This is a genomic window from Sphingomonas faeni (assembly GCF_030817315.1).
Classification (GTDB): Bacteria; Pseudomonadota; Alphaproteobacteria; order Sphingomonadales; family Sphingomonadaceae; genus Sphingomonas; species Sphingomonas faeni_C.
Genome location: NZ_JAUSZF010000004.1, coordinates 107,101 through 120,366, shown reverse-complemented (window position 1 = coordinate 120,366; position 13,266 = coordinate 107,101). Strand labels below are relative to the sequence as shown.

Sequence of the window (13,266 nt, the reverse complement as noted above, 5' to 3'; positions counted from 1 at the left end):
GAGCCGCTTGGCATCCGCCACGCGGCCATCCCGCGCCCCCGTATCATTATCGAGACCCTCAATGCTGAAACCGACCCTTTCCGTGGCTGCCAGTCTCCTGATCCTGGCGCTGGGCACTGATGCCGTCGCGCAGTCGGTATCGGCGATCCCCCGCTCCCCCGGCCTGCCCTACGCCCCACACAACCTTCCCGATCGCATCATGCTGACCGCCGCGGCGGATCCGTCGCACGGAATGGCGGTGTCCTATCGCACCGATATGGCCCAGGCGACGTCGCGGGCGCAGATCGCGGTGGCGGTGGACGGACCGACGCTGGCCGACAAGGCGATACTGGTCACCGGGACCAGTACCGCGATGACGAGCGCGAACGGTGCCGCACGGTATCACCAGATTCGCTTCGAACGGCTTACCCCTGATACGGTCTATGCCTACCGTCTGAAGGGCAGCGCCGGCTGGAGCGAATGGATCCAGTTCCGTACTGCAGCGTCACAAGAAAAGCCGTTCCGCTTCCTGTATCTGGGCGACATTCAGAACGGCATTCTCACCTACGCCGCGCGCGTGATCCGCCAGGCCTTTCATGCCAATGGTGGGATCGAACTGGTCGTACATGCGGGAGATCTGGCGGCCCAACGCGACGACCTCGATCATGACGACGAATGGGGTGAGTTCGACCAGGCTGGTGGATACAACTATGCCATGCTGCCCCAGCTGCCGGCCACCGGCAATCACGAATATGTCGATGTGACACTGGCCGATGGGACGCAGAGCCGTAAGCTCGGGCCGTATTGGCCGCTCCAGTTCGCGCTGCCCAATAATGGCGCTACGCCCGTCAAGGCAACGACCTATTTCGTCGATTATCAGGGCGTACGCTTCATCGTTCTCGACGGCACCGCGGCACTGGAACTGGGGCAACTCGACAGCCAGACGCGGTGGCTGGACGCGACGCTGGCTGCGAGCAAAGCGAAGTGGAATATTGTGCTCTTCCATCAACCGCTGTTTACCTGCGCCCGACCCGAGGATACCGCAGCGCTGAAAGGCGCGTGGAAGGAGATATTCGAGACGCGCAAGGTCGATCTCGTGCTCCAGGGACACGATCATTGCTACAGCCGCCTAACCGCGGACGCCGGACGCGATGCCGGTCGTGCAGAGCGTGCGAAGACGGGCGGTATTCAAGGGCCAGTGTATCTCGTTTCGGTCACAGGCTCCAAAATGTACGGCTTGAACGACCGCGCGCGCAGCCAGCCCGATAAAACCGCCGAAGCGACCGAACTCTATCAGGTGGTCGACGTTGCCGGCGACCGGCTGCAGTTCCGCACGTTCACCGCGTCGGGCAAGCTGTACGACGGCTTCGATCTCGCGCGGGGCAAGGATGGCCGAAACCGGCTATCGGAAACCACGGAAGCGACGCTTGCGACCCGGACGTGCAACGGGACCATCGGGCCGGACGGCGGAAAGTGCGTCGCCCGCGGCAAATAATGCGAAGATCGCAGATGTTGAATTCGGCGATGCTGGACCGCCTGTCAGATTGGACATGTTTGTAGCTGAATGTGATGTAAGTCCGCAGCCTGTCACTCTGGCTTGATTTTTACTCTACGCGGTTGCTGCTTCCGTTTACCTTTGGCATTTCGCCTTGAAGGTTTCATGCAAACCGATTTCGGGAAGTTACCGACACCGGATAGTGGTTATTATCCTCCTGATATCAGACGAAAAACAATGGCAAATCTCGTCCGTCCGGGGCGCGAGGTAAGAGTCACAGTGGTTTGGTGCGCCTCTGCGACTTGTGCGACGATTGCAAGGCCGAGGCCGCTACTGCGCCCGGCGGAACGATCGCGTTTCCAGAACCGACGAAAGATCGCCGTCTGGTCCTGCTCGGGTACGCCAGATCCGTCGTCGCAAACCGCAAGCGTGCCATCTGCGCGGACCGTGACTTCGATCAGACGCCCCTCCCCGCTGTGGGTTACCGCGTTCTCAATCAAGCATCCCAACGCTTTAGCGATCCACGCCGCGTGCCCCGCTATCACCACCTTGTCCGCCTCACTCGAAAACGCGATCGACTTGCCGGCACGGAAGGCCAGCGGCGCGATCGACGCGACGCTTTCGGTCGCGATCCGCACGAGATCCACCGATGCGGCGGTATCCAATCCGACCGTTTCGAGTTCCGCGATCTCCAGCAACTGCTCGACGATCCGGCCAAGCATATCGAGATCGCCGCGCAATTGCCCTCGTAACCCTGGATCTTCCACGCCCTCGACCCGCAACCGGGCGACGGCAATCGGTGTGCGCAGTTCATGCGCCGCGTCGGCCGTGAAATCCCGTTGCATGCGGTAACTCGACGCCAGTCGCTCAAGCATCGCATTGACGGCAAGCGCCAGTGGGCGGACTTCGGCGGGAAGTCGCTCGTCGTGCAACCGGAGATCGAGCGGCACGCCTTCCGCGGTCTCGAGCGAGGCCGATGCTCGACGCACTGGTAGGACCGCGCGGCGGATGATCAGCACGTCTATCGCGAGCAGCAACAGCAGCAGCGGCGCTACGATCGCCATCCCGTAAAGCAGGAACTGCGCCAGCAGATCGTCTAGAATATAATCGGGATGGGTAAGATTCTGGAGGACGGCGATCCAGACCCGCTCGTTGCCGATCCGCGCCGGGTAGCTCGTCCCGGCGTAGAAGGTCCGGCGGGACTGACGGCGAAAGAAGCTCTCCTCGTCCTCCAGCGGGATGTTCGCAGTTGGCAGCACCATCCTCGACTGCGACTGGAACAGGACCGCACCGCGGCGGTCGACGATCCGGAACGCGAAGCCCGCGCCCGGCGCGAAAACCGCCGCACTAGTATTATCCTGTGTCAGCCGCAGGCGGCCGGTGCCGTCGTGCGACAGTGCCTGCTGTAGGGCTTGTGCGTGGACGTGCAGCGTCTGCTGCTGGATGCGCGCCGCGGTCGTATCGAGGAAAAGGTACACGCTGCCGGCGACCGCGATCGCGGTGATCAGCACGGCGATCGCATGCCATCGCAGGATCTGGGCCATCAGCGATCGCGGTTGGAGCATCATGTCATGCGCTCGACGAGCATGTAGCCGACGCCGCGGACGGTGACGATCTCGACATCCGCGTCGGCCAGCGTCAGCCGTCGTCGCAGCCGGTGAATATAAACCTCGACCGCATTCGAGCCCAGATCGTCGGCCAGTCCGAACAGCAGTTGTTCGAGATGCGCCTTCGTCACGACCCGGCTTGACCGGCGGATCAGAGCAGCAAGGACCTCCAATTCGCGCGCGGACAGCACGGTCGGCACGCCGCCAATCGCAACCTCTCGCGTGGCGGGATCGAAGCTGACATTGCCGTAATCGATCGTCCGGTCGACGATCGTCCCGCTACGCCGGAGCAGCGCTTGGATCCTGGCGAGCAGCTCTTCGGGCGCAAATGGCTTGGCCAGATAATCGTCGGCACCCGCTTCGAGCCCCGTAACCCGGTGAGCGACGCTAGCCCGCGCAGTCAGCGCGATCACGGGCGTGCGGTCGTCGCGTGCACGCATCTTGCGCACCACCGACAGCCCGTCGGCATCCGGGAGCCCCAGATCGAGGATCACCACGGCATAGCGCGTATAGGACAGGACGAGGAGCGCATCCTCCGCCGTCGTCGTGCAGTCCGACGCATAGCCGGCAGTTTCGAGCAGGCGGACCAGCATCGTGACCAGCTCGGCATGGTCCTCAACGATCAGGATTCTCATCGTCCGGCGCCGCTCCGGGCGCGCCGATCACATGGCGATCGGTCTGTAAGGCTCACGTAAGCCAGGCCGCGTAGCCCGGTCGATCCTCGATCCAGATCTTGATCCCAATCGATGTCGCACAATGCGCCGTCAGCAAAAATCAGAGTGTCTCCATGTTCGATACCCTTCGCCCGTTCCGGCGACTCGCTACGCGTCCCAACCCGGCGACGGTCCCTCTTCCACGACGGGTCGCGCTGTTCTCCGGCAATTACAACTATCTTCGCGATGGCGCCAACCAGGCGCTAAACCGCCTCGTAGCGTATCTCGAACGCCGTGGAACGGAGGTCCGGGTCTATTCGCCGACGTCGGACACGCCGGCGTTCGAACCTGCGGGCACGCTCGTGTCGGTTCCGTCAGTACGGATCCCCGGTCGCGGCGATTATCGACTGGGCTTGGGATTGTCGGCCGAACTGCGCCGCGACGTGCGGGCATTCCGGCCCGATATCGTCCACGTATCCGCCCCCGACTGGACCGGCACCGCGGCGCAGCGGCTTGCGCGGACGATCGACGTTCCCGTGGTCGCCAGCCTCCATACGCGTTTCGAGACCTATGCACAGTTCTACGGTGCAGGGCTGATCCGGCCGGCGATGGAACGGCATCTCGATCGCTTCTACCGAGGCAGCGACACGATCCTCGTGCCCACCGCGCCAATTGCCGACGAATTCACTGAGAAGGGCTTTGGCGACCGCACGCGCCTATGGGGACGCGGCGTCGACCGAGACCAGTTCTCGCCGGAGAACCGCAATCTCGCCTGGCGTCGATCGCATGGCTTTCAGGACGACGACGTAGTCGTCCTCTTCTTTGGTCGCCTCGTCCGCGAGAAAGGACCGGCGCTGTTTGCGGACATCGTCGACCGGGTCACCACCTCGGGCGTCGCGGTCCGACCGCTGATCGTCGGCGACGGTCCGGAACGGCGCTGGCTTTCCAAGCGGCTTCCGAACGCGCAGCTGTTGGGAAGTCTGTCGGGCGAGGAACTCGGCCGCGCGGTCGCTAGCGCCGACATCTTTGTCAATCCGAGCATCACCGAAGCGTTCGGCAACGTGACGTTGGAGGCGATGGCATCAGGCCTGCCGAGCGTGTGCGTCGATATCCCGAGCGGCCGGAACCTCCTGCGCAAGGGAACGGGCATGTTCTACTCGGTCGGTGATATAGACGGCGCAGTTACCGCTGTGCGCCGCCTCGCGGTATTTTCGGATCTGCGGTCGACGATGTCGCGCGCCGCGCGAGCCGCCAGCGAGGATTACAGTTGGGACAGGGCGTCGGCGATGGTCACGGACGCGTATCACGCGCTCCTTAGCAATGACGATGCGCGGACCGGCGAGACCATCGGGTCGCTAAACCGATCGGTCTCGGGCTGATCGCCGTGATCAAACAGCGGCTCGGCTCGGCATGCTTAGGGCTGCGTCGCGCGAGATCCTTACCGTCGGTTCGCACCGGCGTTGCTGCGGTGGCGATGATCGCGATCGTCGGCATTGCCGTCTCGGCGCTGTCGCACCTGTTGGACGGCGTCGATTGGATCGACATCCGCGTGGCCTTGTCGCGGATCGGCTGGCCACGCCTGTTCGCCGCAGCCTCCGTGACCGCACTCAGCTACGGCGTACTGACGGGATATGATGTTATCGCGCTACGGATCGTCGGGAAGCACGTCGACTACCGACGCGCTGCGCTCGCATCGTTCACCAGCTATGTCTTCAGCCATAATTTCGGATTCGCGCTGCTGACCGGCGGAACCGCGCGATTGCGGATCTACCAGCCAGCAGGCCTGACGATCGGTGAAGTGGCGCATATCATGGTCCTGACCGGAGTGACCTTCTGGTCGGGCGTCCTGCTGTTGCTGGGGTTCGGACTGATCGCCCAGCCGGGGACGGTGACGGTCGCTGGCATGGCGCTGTCCTATCCGGTCCATGCTGCGATCGGCGCCTCGAGTTTTGCCATTCTTGCCGCGGTGCTCGTTGGCCTGAACCGTCGTGCCGGACGGAGGCTCGTCCTGTTCGGCCGCTCTATACCGCTGCCGAGTGTGTCGCAGGCGCTCGTCCAGATTATGCTAGCCAGCATCGATATCGTCCTGGCGGCCAGCGCGTTGTTCGTGCTGCTGCCGAGTGCGGGAGCGGCGATCTTTCCCGTGCTGCTGCTCGGGTATCTCGTCGCGATCGTCACCGGCCTCATCACCCACGCGCCTGGTGGTGTCGGCGTGTTCGAGGCGGTCATGCTCGTCAGCCTGCCCGAAGTCGACCGCGCGAGCCTGTTCGCTGCATTGCTAGCCTACCGCGTGATCTATTACCTGATCCCGCTGGCCATCGGCATGCTGCTGTTCGGCGTCCATGAACTGCGCGGTACCACCGACCTGCGCGCTGCACGTGTAAGGTCGGCGTAAGCCGGGCGCGCGATGAGGGGGCGTCCATCCGCTCGGTTTATCGGAATCCTCAGCATGTCCATTCGCTTTCTGTTCGACATATCGCTCGTCGTCTTCGGCGCAGCCGTCGCTACCGGTGCGAACGCGCAATCGGCGATCCCCACCTCGATTCCTGGTGCGACGTCTGCTACGATCCCTGCCATTCCGGAACCGATGATCTTCGACATGGTGCGCCCGCTCGGCGCGCGTCGCGGCGAACTCGAGGTTAACGCACTTGCACAGGTCAATCTCAGCGGTCCTGGCCGGCATGTCGAATGGGCGCCGGAAGTGGAATACGCCGTCGCCGACGGCTTCGCAGTCGAGATCGAACTGCCGTTCACAAACGGCCGCCTGACGGATTATAAGATCGGATTGCAAGGCACGTTCGGTACGTTCCGCGGGGGCCGAAGCATCCACGGCGTCCAGTATCTTGGCCTCCACAACCGCCGCGATGGCGGCTGGTCGAGTAGTCTGCTGTATCTGCTCGGAAATCGTTTCGGCGAGAGACTGAGCACGATGACGATGATTGGCGCGGGCGACGTGACGCTCAAGAGCACGAAGGGCACGGGGCTGATCGTCAACCACACGACGTTCTGGGACGTCGATCCGGAAACGGTGCTTGGCTTCGAAGTGAACCGCCAGACGGGGGCAAGCCAGTATTGGCTGCTCATGCCCCAGCTTCACCGCGCGATCGGGCAGAAGGTGTCAGCGCAGATCGGCGCGGGGGCCGAACGCGGGCATGTAGGCCCTTTCCGTCCCAGGGTCGGGCTCAGGATAATTCGGGAGTTCTAAGACGCCTCGCTGCTTCGGCCGGAATCATATCGCCGATGAGCGGTCATGCGGCCGATTACGACCAGATGTTAAACGCACCAATTCAAGGTCCTGATTAGATGATACGTTCTCGTTTTATATCGGCTATTGCGTTAATAGTAGCGGCACTTGCTGCGCCACCGGCCGGTGCGCAATTCTTTCTTAAATCACCGGACTTCCGTGGAGAAAAGGTGCAGGGTGACGAGCCCGGCATTGGTCAGGCATTGCCCGGAGCGACTGAGAGCGAGCGGCGGGCCGCGCTAATCTGGAATATGCGTGCGGCTCTCAACGTCGCTGCGCTACAGTGCCAGTTCGAGCCTACCTTGTTATCCGTGACCAACTACAACGCAGTGATCAACGATCATTCCGTAGAGTTGAAGATGGCGTTTGACACCGTAGAACGCTACTTCATGCGTGTCGCAAAGACGCCTAAAGCTGGACAAGCTGCTATCGACCAGTTTGGCACAAGAACATATGCTCAGTTCGCCACAGTCGCGGCACAATATGGGTTTTGCCAAACTGCCAGCGCGGTAGGCCGTGATGCCGTCTTTGTAGGACAAGGTCATCTTGTTGACATTGTGCTTCAGCGCACCCGTGAGTTACGGAACAGCCTGATCCCAATGGGCGAGCAACAGTTCCAACGCTATTTGGGGTGGGACCAAGCGTCTACCCCGCGGCTAGAACCTATATGCTGGGATAAAAAGGGTAGATGGGTGGCAAGAAAATGTGGAATGTTCGTCTGGCCGGCTATTTCCACCAACGCAATATCAGTCAAGCGCGATTAATCGAACTGAGTCGTACCAACTTGCCATTGCCAATTACCCACAATATGACGTTTGTCTGTACGTTCAGGGTCGACTAGGCCACGTGGACAAATGTTGACGCGCGTCTGATCGGTTGATTCAAGGCTGTCTTTTGGAGGCGGCGTTGGGCGAGCGGATTGGGGTTTCGGATGATGAGTGGGCTCTGATCGGGCCCCTGCTGCCGTCGGAGCGAGGACGTGGCTGCCGACCCGCGGGAGACAACCGGCCCTATTTCGAAGGCATGGTGTGGATGGCGCGGACAGGCGCGCAATGGCGGCATTTGCCGGATGAATATGGCAAGTGGAACAGTGTGTTCCGGCGGTATCGTCGCTGGGTCGTGACGGGCGTGTTCGAAGCCATGCTGGAGACCCTGGCCGCTGTCGTCGAGCGGGATGTCAGCGCCGACATGATCGACAGCACCGTAGTCCGGGCGCACCACTGCGCCGTCGGGCTAAAAAAAGGGATCAAGAATTCGAAGGGCTCGGCCGTTCGCGAGGCGGCTTCACAACCAAGCTGCACGCCCGCTGTGATGGTCAGGGGCGACCGCTATGTTTCGTCCTGACGCCGGGCCAGGCCCACGACGTGAAGGGCTTCGGGCCCTTGTTCGGGATGCTGGCTGACCGGATCGAGGCCCTGCTTGCCGATAAGGGCTATGACGCCGATGCCATCCGCCAGGAACTCGCCAAGGCGGATGTCAAGGCGGTCATTCCAACCAAAAGCAACCGCCGCATACCGATCCCGCATGATCGCGAGAAATACCGTTGGCGCAATCTCGTCGAGCGCTTGTTCAGCAAGCTTAAGAACTGGCGCCGTGTCGCAACGCGTTATGACAAAACAGCAGAGTCATATCTCGGCTTCGTCGCGCTCGCATCAGTTACGCTGTGGCTGCCCTTTGTCCACGTGGCCTAGTTAAACATGTTCAGCGGCGAATGGACCCTGATTGAACAGCCAGCAACCAAAGTGTCATTTGCGGTATACCTTGATCGACAGTCTGCGTGACCAGCATGGCCCCTTTGTCCCGCAGCGTTCTTGAGCTCGGCGGCACATTCTTAATCTGCCGAGGTGCAAAATGCCTTCACGCCGCGGCAGCTGCAACGGGCGCGGTACGCCAGGTGTTCGCGCCAATAATCATGCCCGGCTTATCCTTGAGCCCAAGACCTTCAAACACCGCCAAGTCGCTTAAACGCGCAGCGAAGGGCTACCCCCCACCGGCACCAGAAGCGGCGATACCGCCATAGTCGGCCTCCGGTTCCGCTTCGCTCCACCTCCGCCCGACAATGGCAGCAGAGACGACAATGCACTAACTATCTACCCAGACCACCCGGTGGGGGCTGCTCAGCTTGCCGTCGCCGCTGCTACTTTCCTTGCCTGATACGCCTTCATCGTTATGGCCCGGGGATATGCATCGTTCAGTAATTTCTATCATTGCCGTGATCGCGCTCGGAGGCTGCGTCTCGCTTCCCGCTCCTTTGCTATCGGAATGTAGCCAAGGCGGAGTGCCGCCAATAGAAGTCTCCAGCGACGGGCGAACCGCAAGCACAACGTTCGATGTGTTAAGCTACAACATCGAGGGATTGGCGTGGCCGGCGCGCGGCAAGCGAGGCGGGTCACTACGCGAGATTGCACTCAGACTTGCCGACCTGCGGCGTAGCGGCAAAGCTCCCGACGTCGTCATGGTCCAGGAAATGTTCAGCCGAACGGCTGTCCGCTCCATGACAAATATCGGGTACGCCAATGTCGTAACTGGGCCGGCGCGAACGCAACAAAAAAGACTTCCCGCCTTGCAGCCGATGCCACGCCCCTACAATTTGAGTAGGGGAGAAGTGGGCTTTCATGCTGTAAACTCCGGTCTGGCGATCTTCAGTCGCTTTCCAATAATCTATACGCTGTCAGAGCCTTATGGCGTTCATCGATGCGCGGGCTTCGATTGCCTCAGCAACAAGGGAATGTTGTTTGCGCGTATCGCAATACCAAATGTTCCAGTCGCGATTGATCTGATCAATACGCATCTTAATTCGCAAGACGCATCGCGAGTCTCGCCCACCCGGCATCTGCAAGCGCACGGGCTTCAAACTGTGGAACTGGATGCCTTCGTTAGGAGGAACGGCAGCCCTAAGGCAGCGATGGTTCTCGGGGGAGACTTCAATATGAAAGACTCTCCGGAGCGCTTCCGCCAGTTCGAAAACGTCTCCAATCAGATGACGATGGTCCACGAGTGGTGTTCGCGCCAACGGCTGTTCTGCGATGTCCAAATGTCGTGGGATGGCGATGCTCCCTGGATGGATACCCAGGATCTCCAGCTGTTTCGTTCACCCCCCGATACCATGCTTGTTCCGATCCGTGTTCAAGCGATGTTCGACGGCTCGAAGGGCAATCCCAAGCTGTCCGATCATGACGGCTTACTCGTGACCTACAGGCTCACGTGGAACGTAAACTCCTCGAAAATTCTAGCCTTGAATGAACCACAAGCGAACGTTTGCCTCGCGCGCTGATGCTGCGGTGGGGAAGAAATTCGAATTTTATACGGACCGGTAGGAATAATATCTGAACTGACACGTATGTGTCACATGAAGCCATCTGATCCCGACGTCCTTAAATTGCTTCCTACACTGCTGCGTTACGCACGTTCGCTGACCCACGACGAGGCCGCAGCAGAGGATCTCGTTCATGAGACGCTGCTTATCGCACTTGCAGAAAACGGCAGTTACCAAGCGGCGCATCCGCTACGCCAATGGCTGTTTGCGATCCTGCATAATCGCTTCATCAGCGACCTTCGTCGGCGAAAAACGCGCGAGCGTCATGCACAAGAAGTTGCTGATGCAACCGACCCCGTCGTGGCGCCAGGACAGGAGCTGTCTCTTGCACTTAAGCAGACGGAAGCCGGCGTGCGAGCGCTCCCCGAGGACCAAAGGGCAGCGCTTCATCTGGTCGTGGTCGAAGGCCTGAGCTACGCGGAAGCCGCCAGCGCGCTCGACATACCGATCGGAACACTGATGTCGCGAATTTCACTCGCTCGCGCCCGCTTGCGCAATCCGCAAAGTGCTGGCCTATCTCAGGGCACTGTCCCCTCGCTCCGCGTCGTAAAGCGGTAGTTGAGCCTATGTCCGAGATCACCGAGACCGAACTCCAGGCCTATGTCGACAATCAGCTCGATGCCGCCTGCAGGGTAGAAGTGTGTGACTATCTGCTCACCAATCCGGATGCGGCAGAACGTGTTTTGCTCGATCTTCGGCACCGCGACGCCATGCTTGCAGTCGCATCAGTTTGGCGTGGCGAACCTGCGGCACGGCTGAACGATGCAGCGGTTTCCCTCCACCGCGCTATGAGCGCGCCACGCCGGAGACGTTTGCTCAAACCGGCCGCGGCGTTGATAGCCATGCTATTGGTATTCGAAGTTGTTGGCCCTCCAATGCGGCAGTCCGGACGTGCCGAGGCTGCGGTGCCCGCTTTCGTCGAAGAAGCGATCGAGGCCAGGCAGACGTCGATACTAAGAGCTGAAATGGCATCGCAGATTGAAGCGCCGGCGTTCGATCCGAAGGACGTCCGGGCGGCGACAAGGATCAGCATACCCATGCTTCCACCGACCTGGAGCCTGCGCGACGTCCAGCTATTTCCTTCGGATTATGGTCCGAGCTTGCAGGTTGTCGCCGAAATCCCTGGGAATCGACGAATGGCGCTCTTTGCCGCACGCGCACGGGCCGCTGATATTGCAGTTTCTGGCCAAACAAAGGTTGGCGATCAAGATGCCATTTATTGGTCTCGCGATGGTAACATCTATGTCCTGACAGGCGACGTCAGCCCGATAGACCTCCGTACGTACGCGCAAGCACTTGCGAACAACCGGAACGCATGATGCGGACCGATATGAACGCAATTGCCGCCGGTGAGCGGACGACCGAAATTTGCGTCGTCGGCGCAGGCGCGGCCGGCATCATCATGGCGCGTCAGCTTCTCGACCGCGGCCACGAGGTGATGCTGTTGGAAAGTGGTGGGTCAGACTACGAAGCCGAAACCGCTGCGCTCAATGCTGGGACGAATGTCGGTCGTGACTATTATCCGTTGAGCGAGGCGCGGCTTAGGTTCTTTGGAGGTACGACAGCGATCTGGGGCGGGCGCTGCGCCGAACTCGATCCTATCGACCTGGAAAAGCGCAATTGGGTACCGGGGTCGGGGTGGCCGATCGATTGGGCGGATCTTCAGAGCTACTACCGGTCGGCCAGGCCCTTGTTCGGGCTTCCATCGGACACACCTACGATCGATGTTCTGGGAAAGGCAGGCGTCGACGTTCCACAGTTTGATCCAAACGTGCTTCAGACGCCGCTTTGGACGTTCGATGCGCGCTTCAATCGCTTCACGATGACATCGTGTGACGATCTTGTCCGACACCCCCGTTGCACGATCATAACGCATGCGACGGTAACAGAGATCGTCGCGCATCCCGATGGGAAACATGTCGAATTCGTTTTAGTTCGCGCACCTAGCGGCAAAACCCTCACGGTACGCCCGCGTCACCTGGTCCTGGCTGCCGGTGGCATCGAGAACGCGCGTCTCCTCCTCGCGTCGCGCTCAGCGATGCCGAGCGGTCTGGGCAACGGGCGCGATCTGGTCGGCCGGTATTTCATGGAGCACCCCCATGCGCGCGGCGGGAAAATACTGTCGAAAAACGCATGGTCGTTACTGAAGCTGTTCGGGCGACGGCACCGGATTAACGGTTGCGATATCGCTGCCCTTATCACTCCCTCCGCCCAGTTGCAGCGCGACAGGGAGATCCTGAACACGTCCCTGACGATCGTTGCCCGGCAACCGGCAGATGCCTCCCAGGCGCTTGGTATGCGCGTCTATGGCGGTTTGAAGCACGATATGGCGCCGACACGCCTTGGTCGCGCGGTATGGATGGGGACTAAAACTGTCGCGAGCTGGACGCAGCGCCATATTGACCCCTTGCGACCCTGGCTTCTTCATAAAGCCCGACGCGCTGAACTGACGCTTTTGGTCCGGGCGGAGCAGGCACCCAATCGCGATAGTCGGGTCACGCTGACACAAGAGACCGATGCGCTGGGTATGCCTAGGGTCGCGCTCGATTGGCAGTTGTCGGCGATCGACAAACGCAGCGTAGGCGTTCTGGTGGACACGCTTGGCGCAGAGCTTCGCCGGCTCGGGCTAGGTGATGTCCAGGCTTCGGATTGGCTCGGTGATCCCGGGCAGATGTGGCGAAGCGATCCACTCGTCTCCGCACATCCGATCGGTGGATATCATCATATCGGTACGACACGCATGGCGGACGATCCGCGGCAAGGTGTGACTGATGGCTATGGCCGCGTTCATGGCATCGACAACTTGCACATTGTCGGGTCTTCGACTTTTCCGACGTCGAGCTGGGCAAACCCCACGTTGACGATTGCCGCACTGGCGCTGCGCACCGCGGGGCAGATCTCCCGCCTCAGCCAAGCGGCCTCCCGATTCCCTGTTCCTCAAAAGGAGGCTGACCTTGCTCTCCAATCCTGAC

11 protein-coding genes and 2 pseudogenes are annotated in these 13,266 nt (G+C 60.9%); 11 read left to right on the top strand and 2 right to left on the bottom strand.

Annotation, left to right across the window (positions count from 1 at the left end):
* The first annotated feature begins 61 nt into the window (after positions 1-61).
* Positions 62-1,474, top strand: coding sequence for a purple acid phosphatase family protein (locus QFZ54_RS18625; protein WP_307089971.1), 1,413 nt, complete (start codon positions 62-64; stop codon positions 1,472-1,474).
* Positions 1,475-1,683: 209 nt separating this feature from the next.
* Here QFZ54_RS18625 and QFZ54_RS18620 read toward each other — a convergent pair whose 3' ends face one another.
* The gene (locus tag QFZ54_RS18620) at positions 1,684-3,042 is read right to left on the bottom strand and encodes a sensor histidine kinase (RefSeq protein WP_307089969.1); all 1,359 of its coding nucleotides are present in this window, start codon (positions 3,040-3,042) and stop codon (positions 1,684-1,686) included.
* Positions 3,039-3,716 carry a response regulator gene (locus QFZ54_RS18615; RefSeq protein ID WP_307089967.1) on the bottom strand — a complete coding sequence of 226 codons (678 nt, stop codon included), beginning with the start codon at positions 3,714-3,716 and terminating at the stop codon, positions 3,039-3,041. The genes QFZ54_RS18620 and QFZ54_RS18615 overlap by 4 nt, the downstream gene beginning before the upstream one ends.
* A gap of 152 nt (positions 3,717-3,868) precedes the next feature.
* On the opposite strand from QFZ54_RS18615, the gene QFZ54_RS18610 reads away from it, so the two are divergent.
* The 10 genes and pseudogenes from QFZ54_RS18610 to QFZ54_RS18570 all read left to right on the top strand — a co-directional run bounded on the left by QFZ54_RS18610 (position 3,869) and on the right by QFZ54_RS18570 (position 13,265).
* The gene (locus QFZ54_RS18610; protein ID WP_307089965.1) at positions 3,869-5,113 is read left to right on the top strand and encodes a glycosyltransferase family 4 protein; all 1,245 of its coding nucleotides are present in this window, start codon (positions 3,869-3,871) and stop codon (positions 5,111-5,113) included.
* Between the two features lie 5 nt (positions 5,114-5,118).
* Complete coding sequence (locus QFZ54_RS18605) at positions 5,119-6,129, top strand: lysylphosphatidylglycerol synthase domain-containing protein (protein ID WP_307089963.1); 1,011 nt, start codon at positions 5,119-5,121, stop codon at positions 6,127-6,129.
* Between the two features lie 54 nt (positions 6,130-6,183).
* Positions 6,184-6,939 (top strand): hypothetical protein, encoded by a 756-nt coding sequence (locus QFZ54_RS18600; RefSeq protein WP_307089961.1) that lies wholly within the window; start codon positions 6,184-6,186, stop codon positions 6,937-6,939.
* Between the two features lie 98 nt (positions 6,940-7,037).
* Positions 7,038-7,742 (top strand): hypothetical protein, encoded by a 705-nt coding sequence (locus tag QFZ54_RS18595; RefSeq protein WP_307089960.1) that lies wholly within the window; start codon positions 7,038-7,040, stop codon positions 7,740-7,742.
* Between the two features lie 112 nt (positions 7,743-7,854).
* Positions 7,855-8,669, top strand: a pseudogene (locus QFZ54_RS18590) (IS5 family transposase).
* Positions 8,670-8,956: 287 nt separating this feature from the next.
* Positions 8,957-9,064 (top strand): annotated as a pseudogene (locus QFZ54_RS20565) (integrase catalytic subunit); the annotation flags it as partial.
* 96 nt (positions 9,065-9,160) lie between these two features.
* A complete protein-coding gene (locus QFZ54_RS18585; protein WP_307089959.1) occupies positions 9,161-10,252 on the top strand; it encodes an endonuclease/exonuclease/phosphatase family protein in 1,092 nt (363 codons plus the stop codon).
* 75 nt (positions 10,253-10,327) lie between these two features.
* Positions 10,328-10,852 carry a sigma-70 family RNA polymerase sigma factor gene (locus QFZ54_RS18580; protein ID WP_307089958.1) on the top strand — a complete coding sequence of 175 codons (525 nt, stop codon included), beginning with the start codon at positions 10,328-10,330 and terminating at the stop codon, positions 10,850-10,852.
* Positions 10,853-10,860: 8 nt separating this feature from the next.
* Complete coding sequence (locus QFZ54_RS18575) at positions 10,861-11,613, top strand: anti-sigma factor family protein (protein ID WP_307089956.1); 753 nt, start codon at positions 10,861-10,863, stop codon at positions 11,611-11,613.
* Positions 11,613-13,265, top strand: a complete 1,653-nt coding sequence (locus QFZ54_RS18570; RefSeq protein WP_307089954.1) for an FAD-dependent oxidoreductase — start codon at positions 11,613-11,615, stop codon at positions 13,263-13,265. The genes QFZ54_RS18575 and QFZ54_RS18570 overlap by 1 nt, the downstream gene beginning before the upstream one ends.
* Position 13,266: the final 1 nt, after the last annotated feature.

Coding starts and splice junctions, on each gene's coding strand:
- QFZ54_RS18625 (WP_307089971.1), top strand. CDS start 62: ATGCTGAAACCGACCCTTTCCGTGGCTGCCAGTCTCCTGATCCTGGCG.
- QFZ54_RS18620 (WP_307089969.1), bottom strand. CDS start 3,042: ATGATGCTCCAACCGCGATCGCTGATGGCCCAGATCCTGCGATGGCAT.
- QFZ54_RS18615 (WP_307089967.1), bottom strand. CDS start 3,716: ATGAGAATCCTGATCGTTGAGGACCATGCCGAGCTGGTCACGATGCTG.
- QFZ54_RS18610 (WP_307089965.1), top strand. CDS start 3,869: ATGTTCGATACCCTTCGCCCGTTCCGGCGACTCGCTACGCGTCCCAAC.
- QFZ54_RS18600 (WP_307089961.1), top strand. CDS start 6,184: ATGTCCATTCGCTTTCTGTTCGACATATCGCTCGTCGTCTTCGGCGCA.
- QFZ54_RS18595 (WP_307089960.1), top strand. CDS start 7,038: ATGATACGTTCTCGTTTTATATCGGCTATTGCGTTAATAGTAGCGGCA.
- QFZ54_RS18585 (WP_307089959.1), top strand. CDS start 9,161: ATGCATCGTTCAGTAATTTCTATCATTGCCGTGATCGCGCTCGGAGGC.
- QFZ54_RS18580 (WP_307089958.1), top strand. CDS start 10,328: ATGAAGCCATCTGATCCCGACGTCCTTAAATTGCTTCCTACACTGCTG.
- QFZ54_RS18575 (WP_307089956.1), top strand. CDS start 10,861: ATGTCCGAGATCACCGAGACCGAACTCCAGGCCTATGTCGACAATCAG.
- QFZ54_RS18570 (WP_307089954.1), top strand. CDS start 11,613: ATGCGGACCGATATGAACGCAATTGCCGCCGGTGAGCGGACGACCGAA.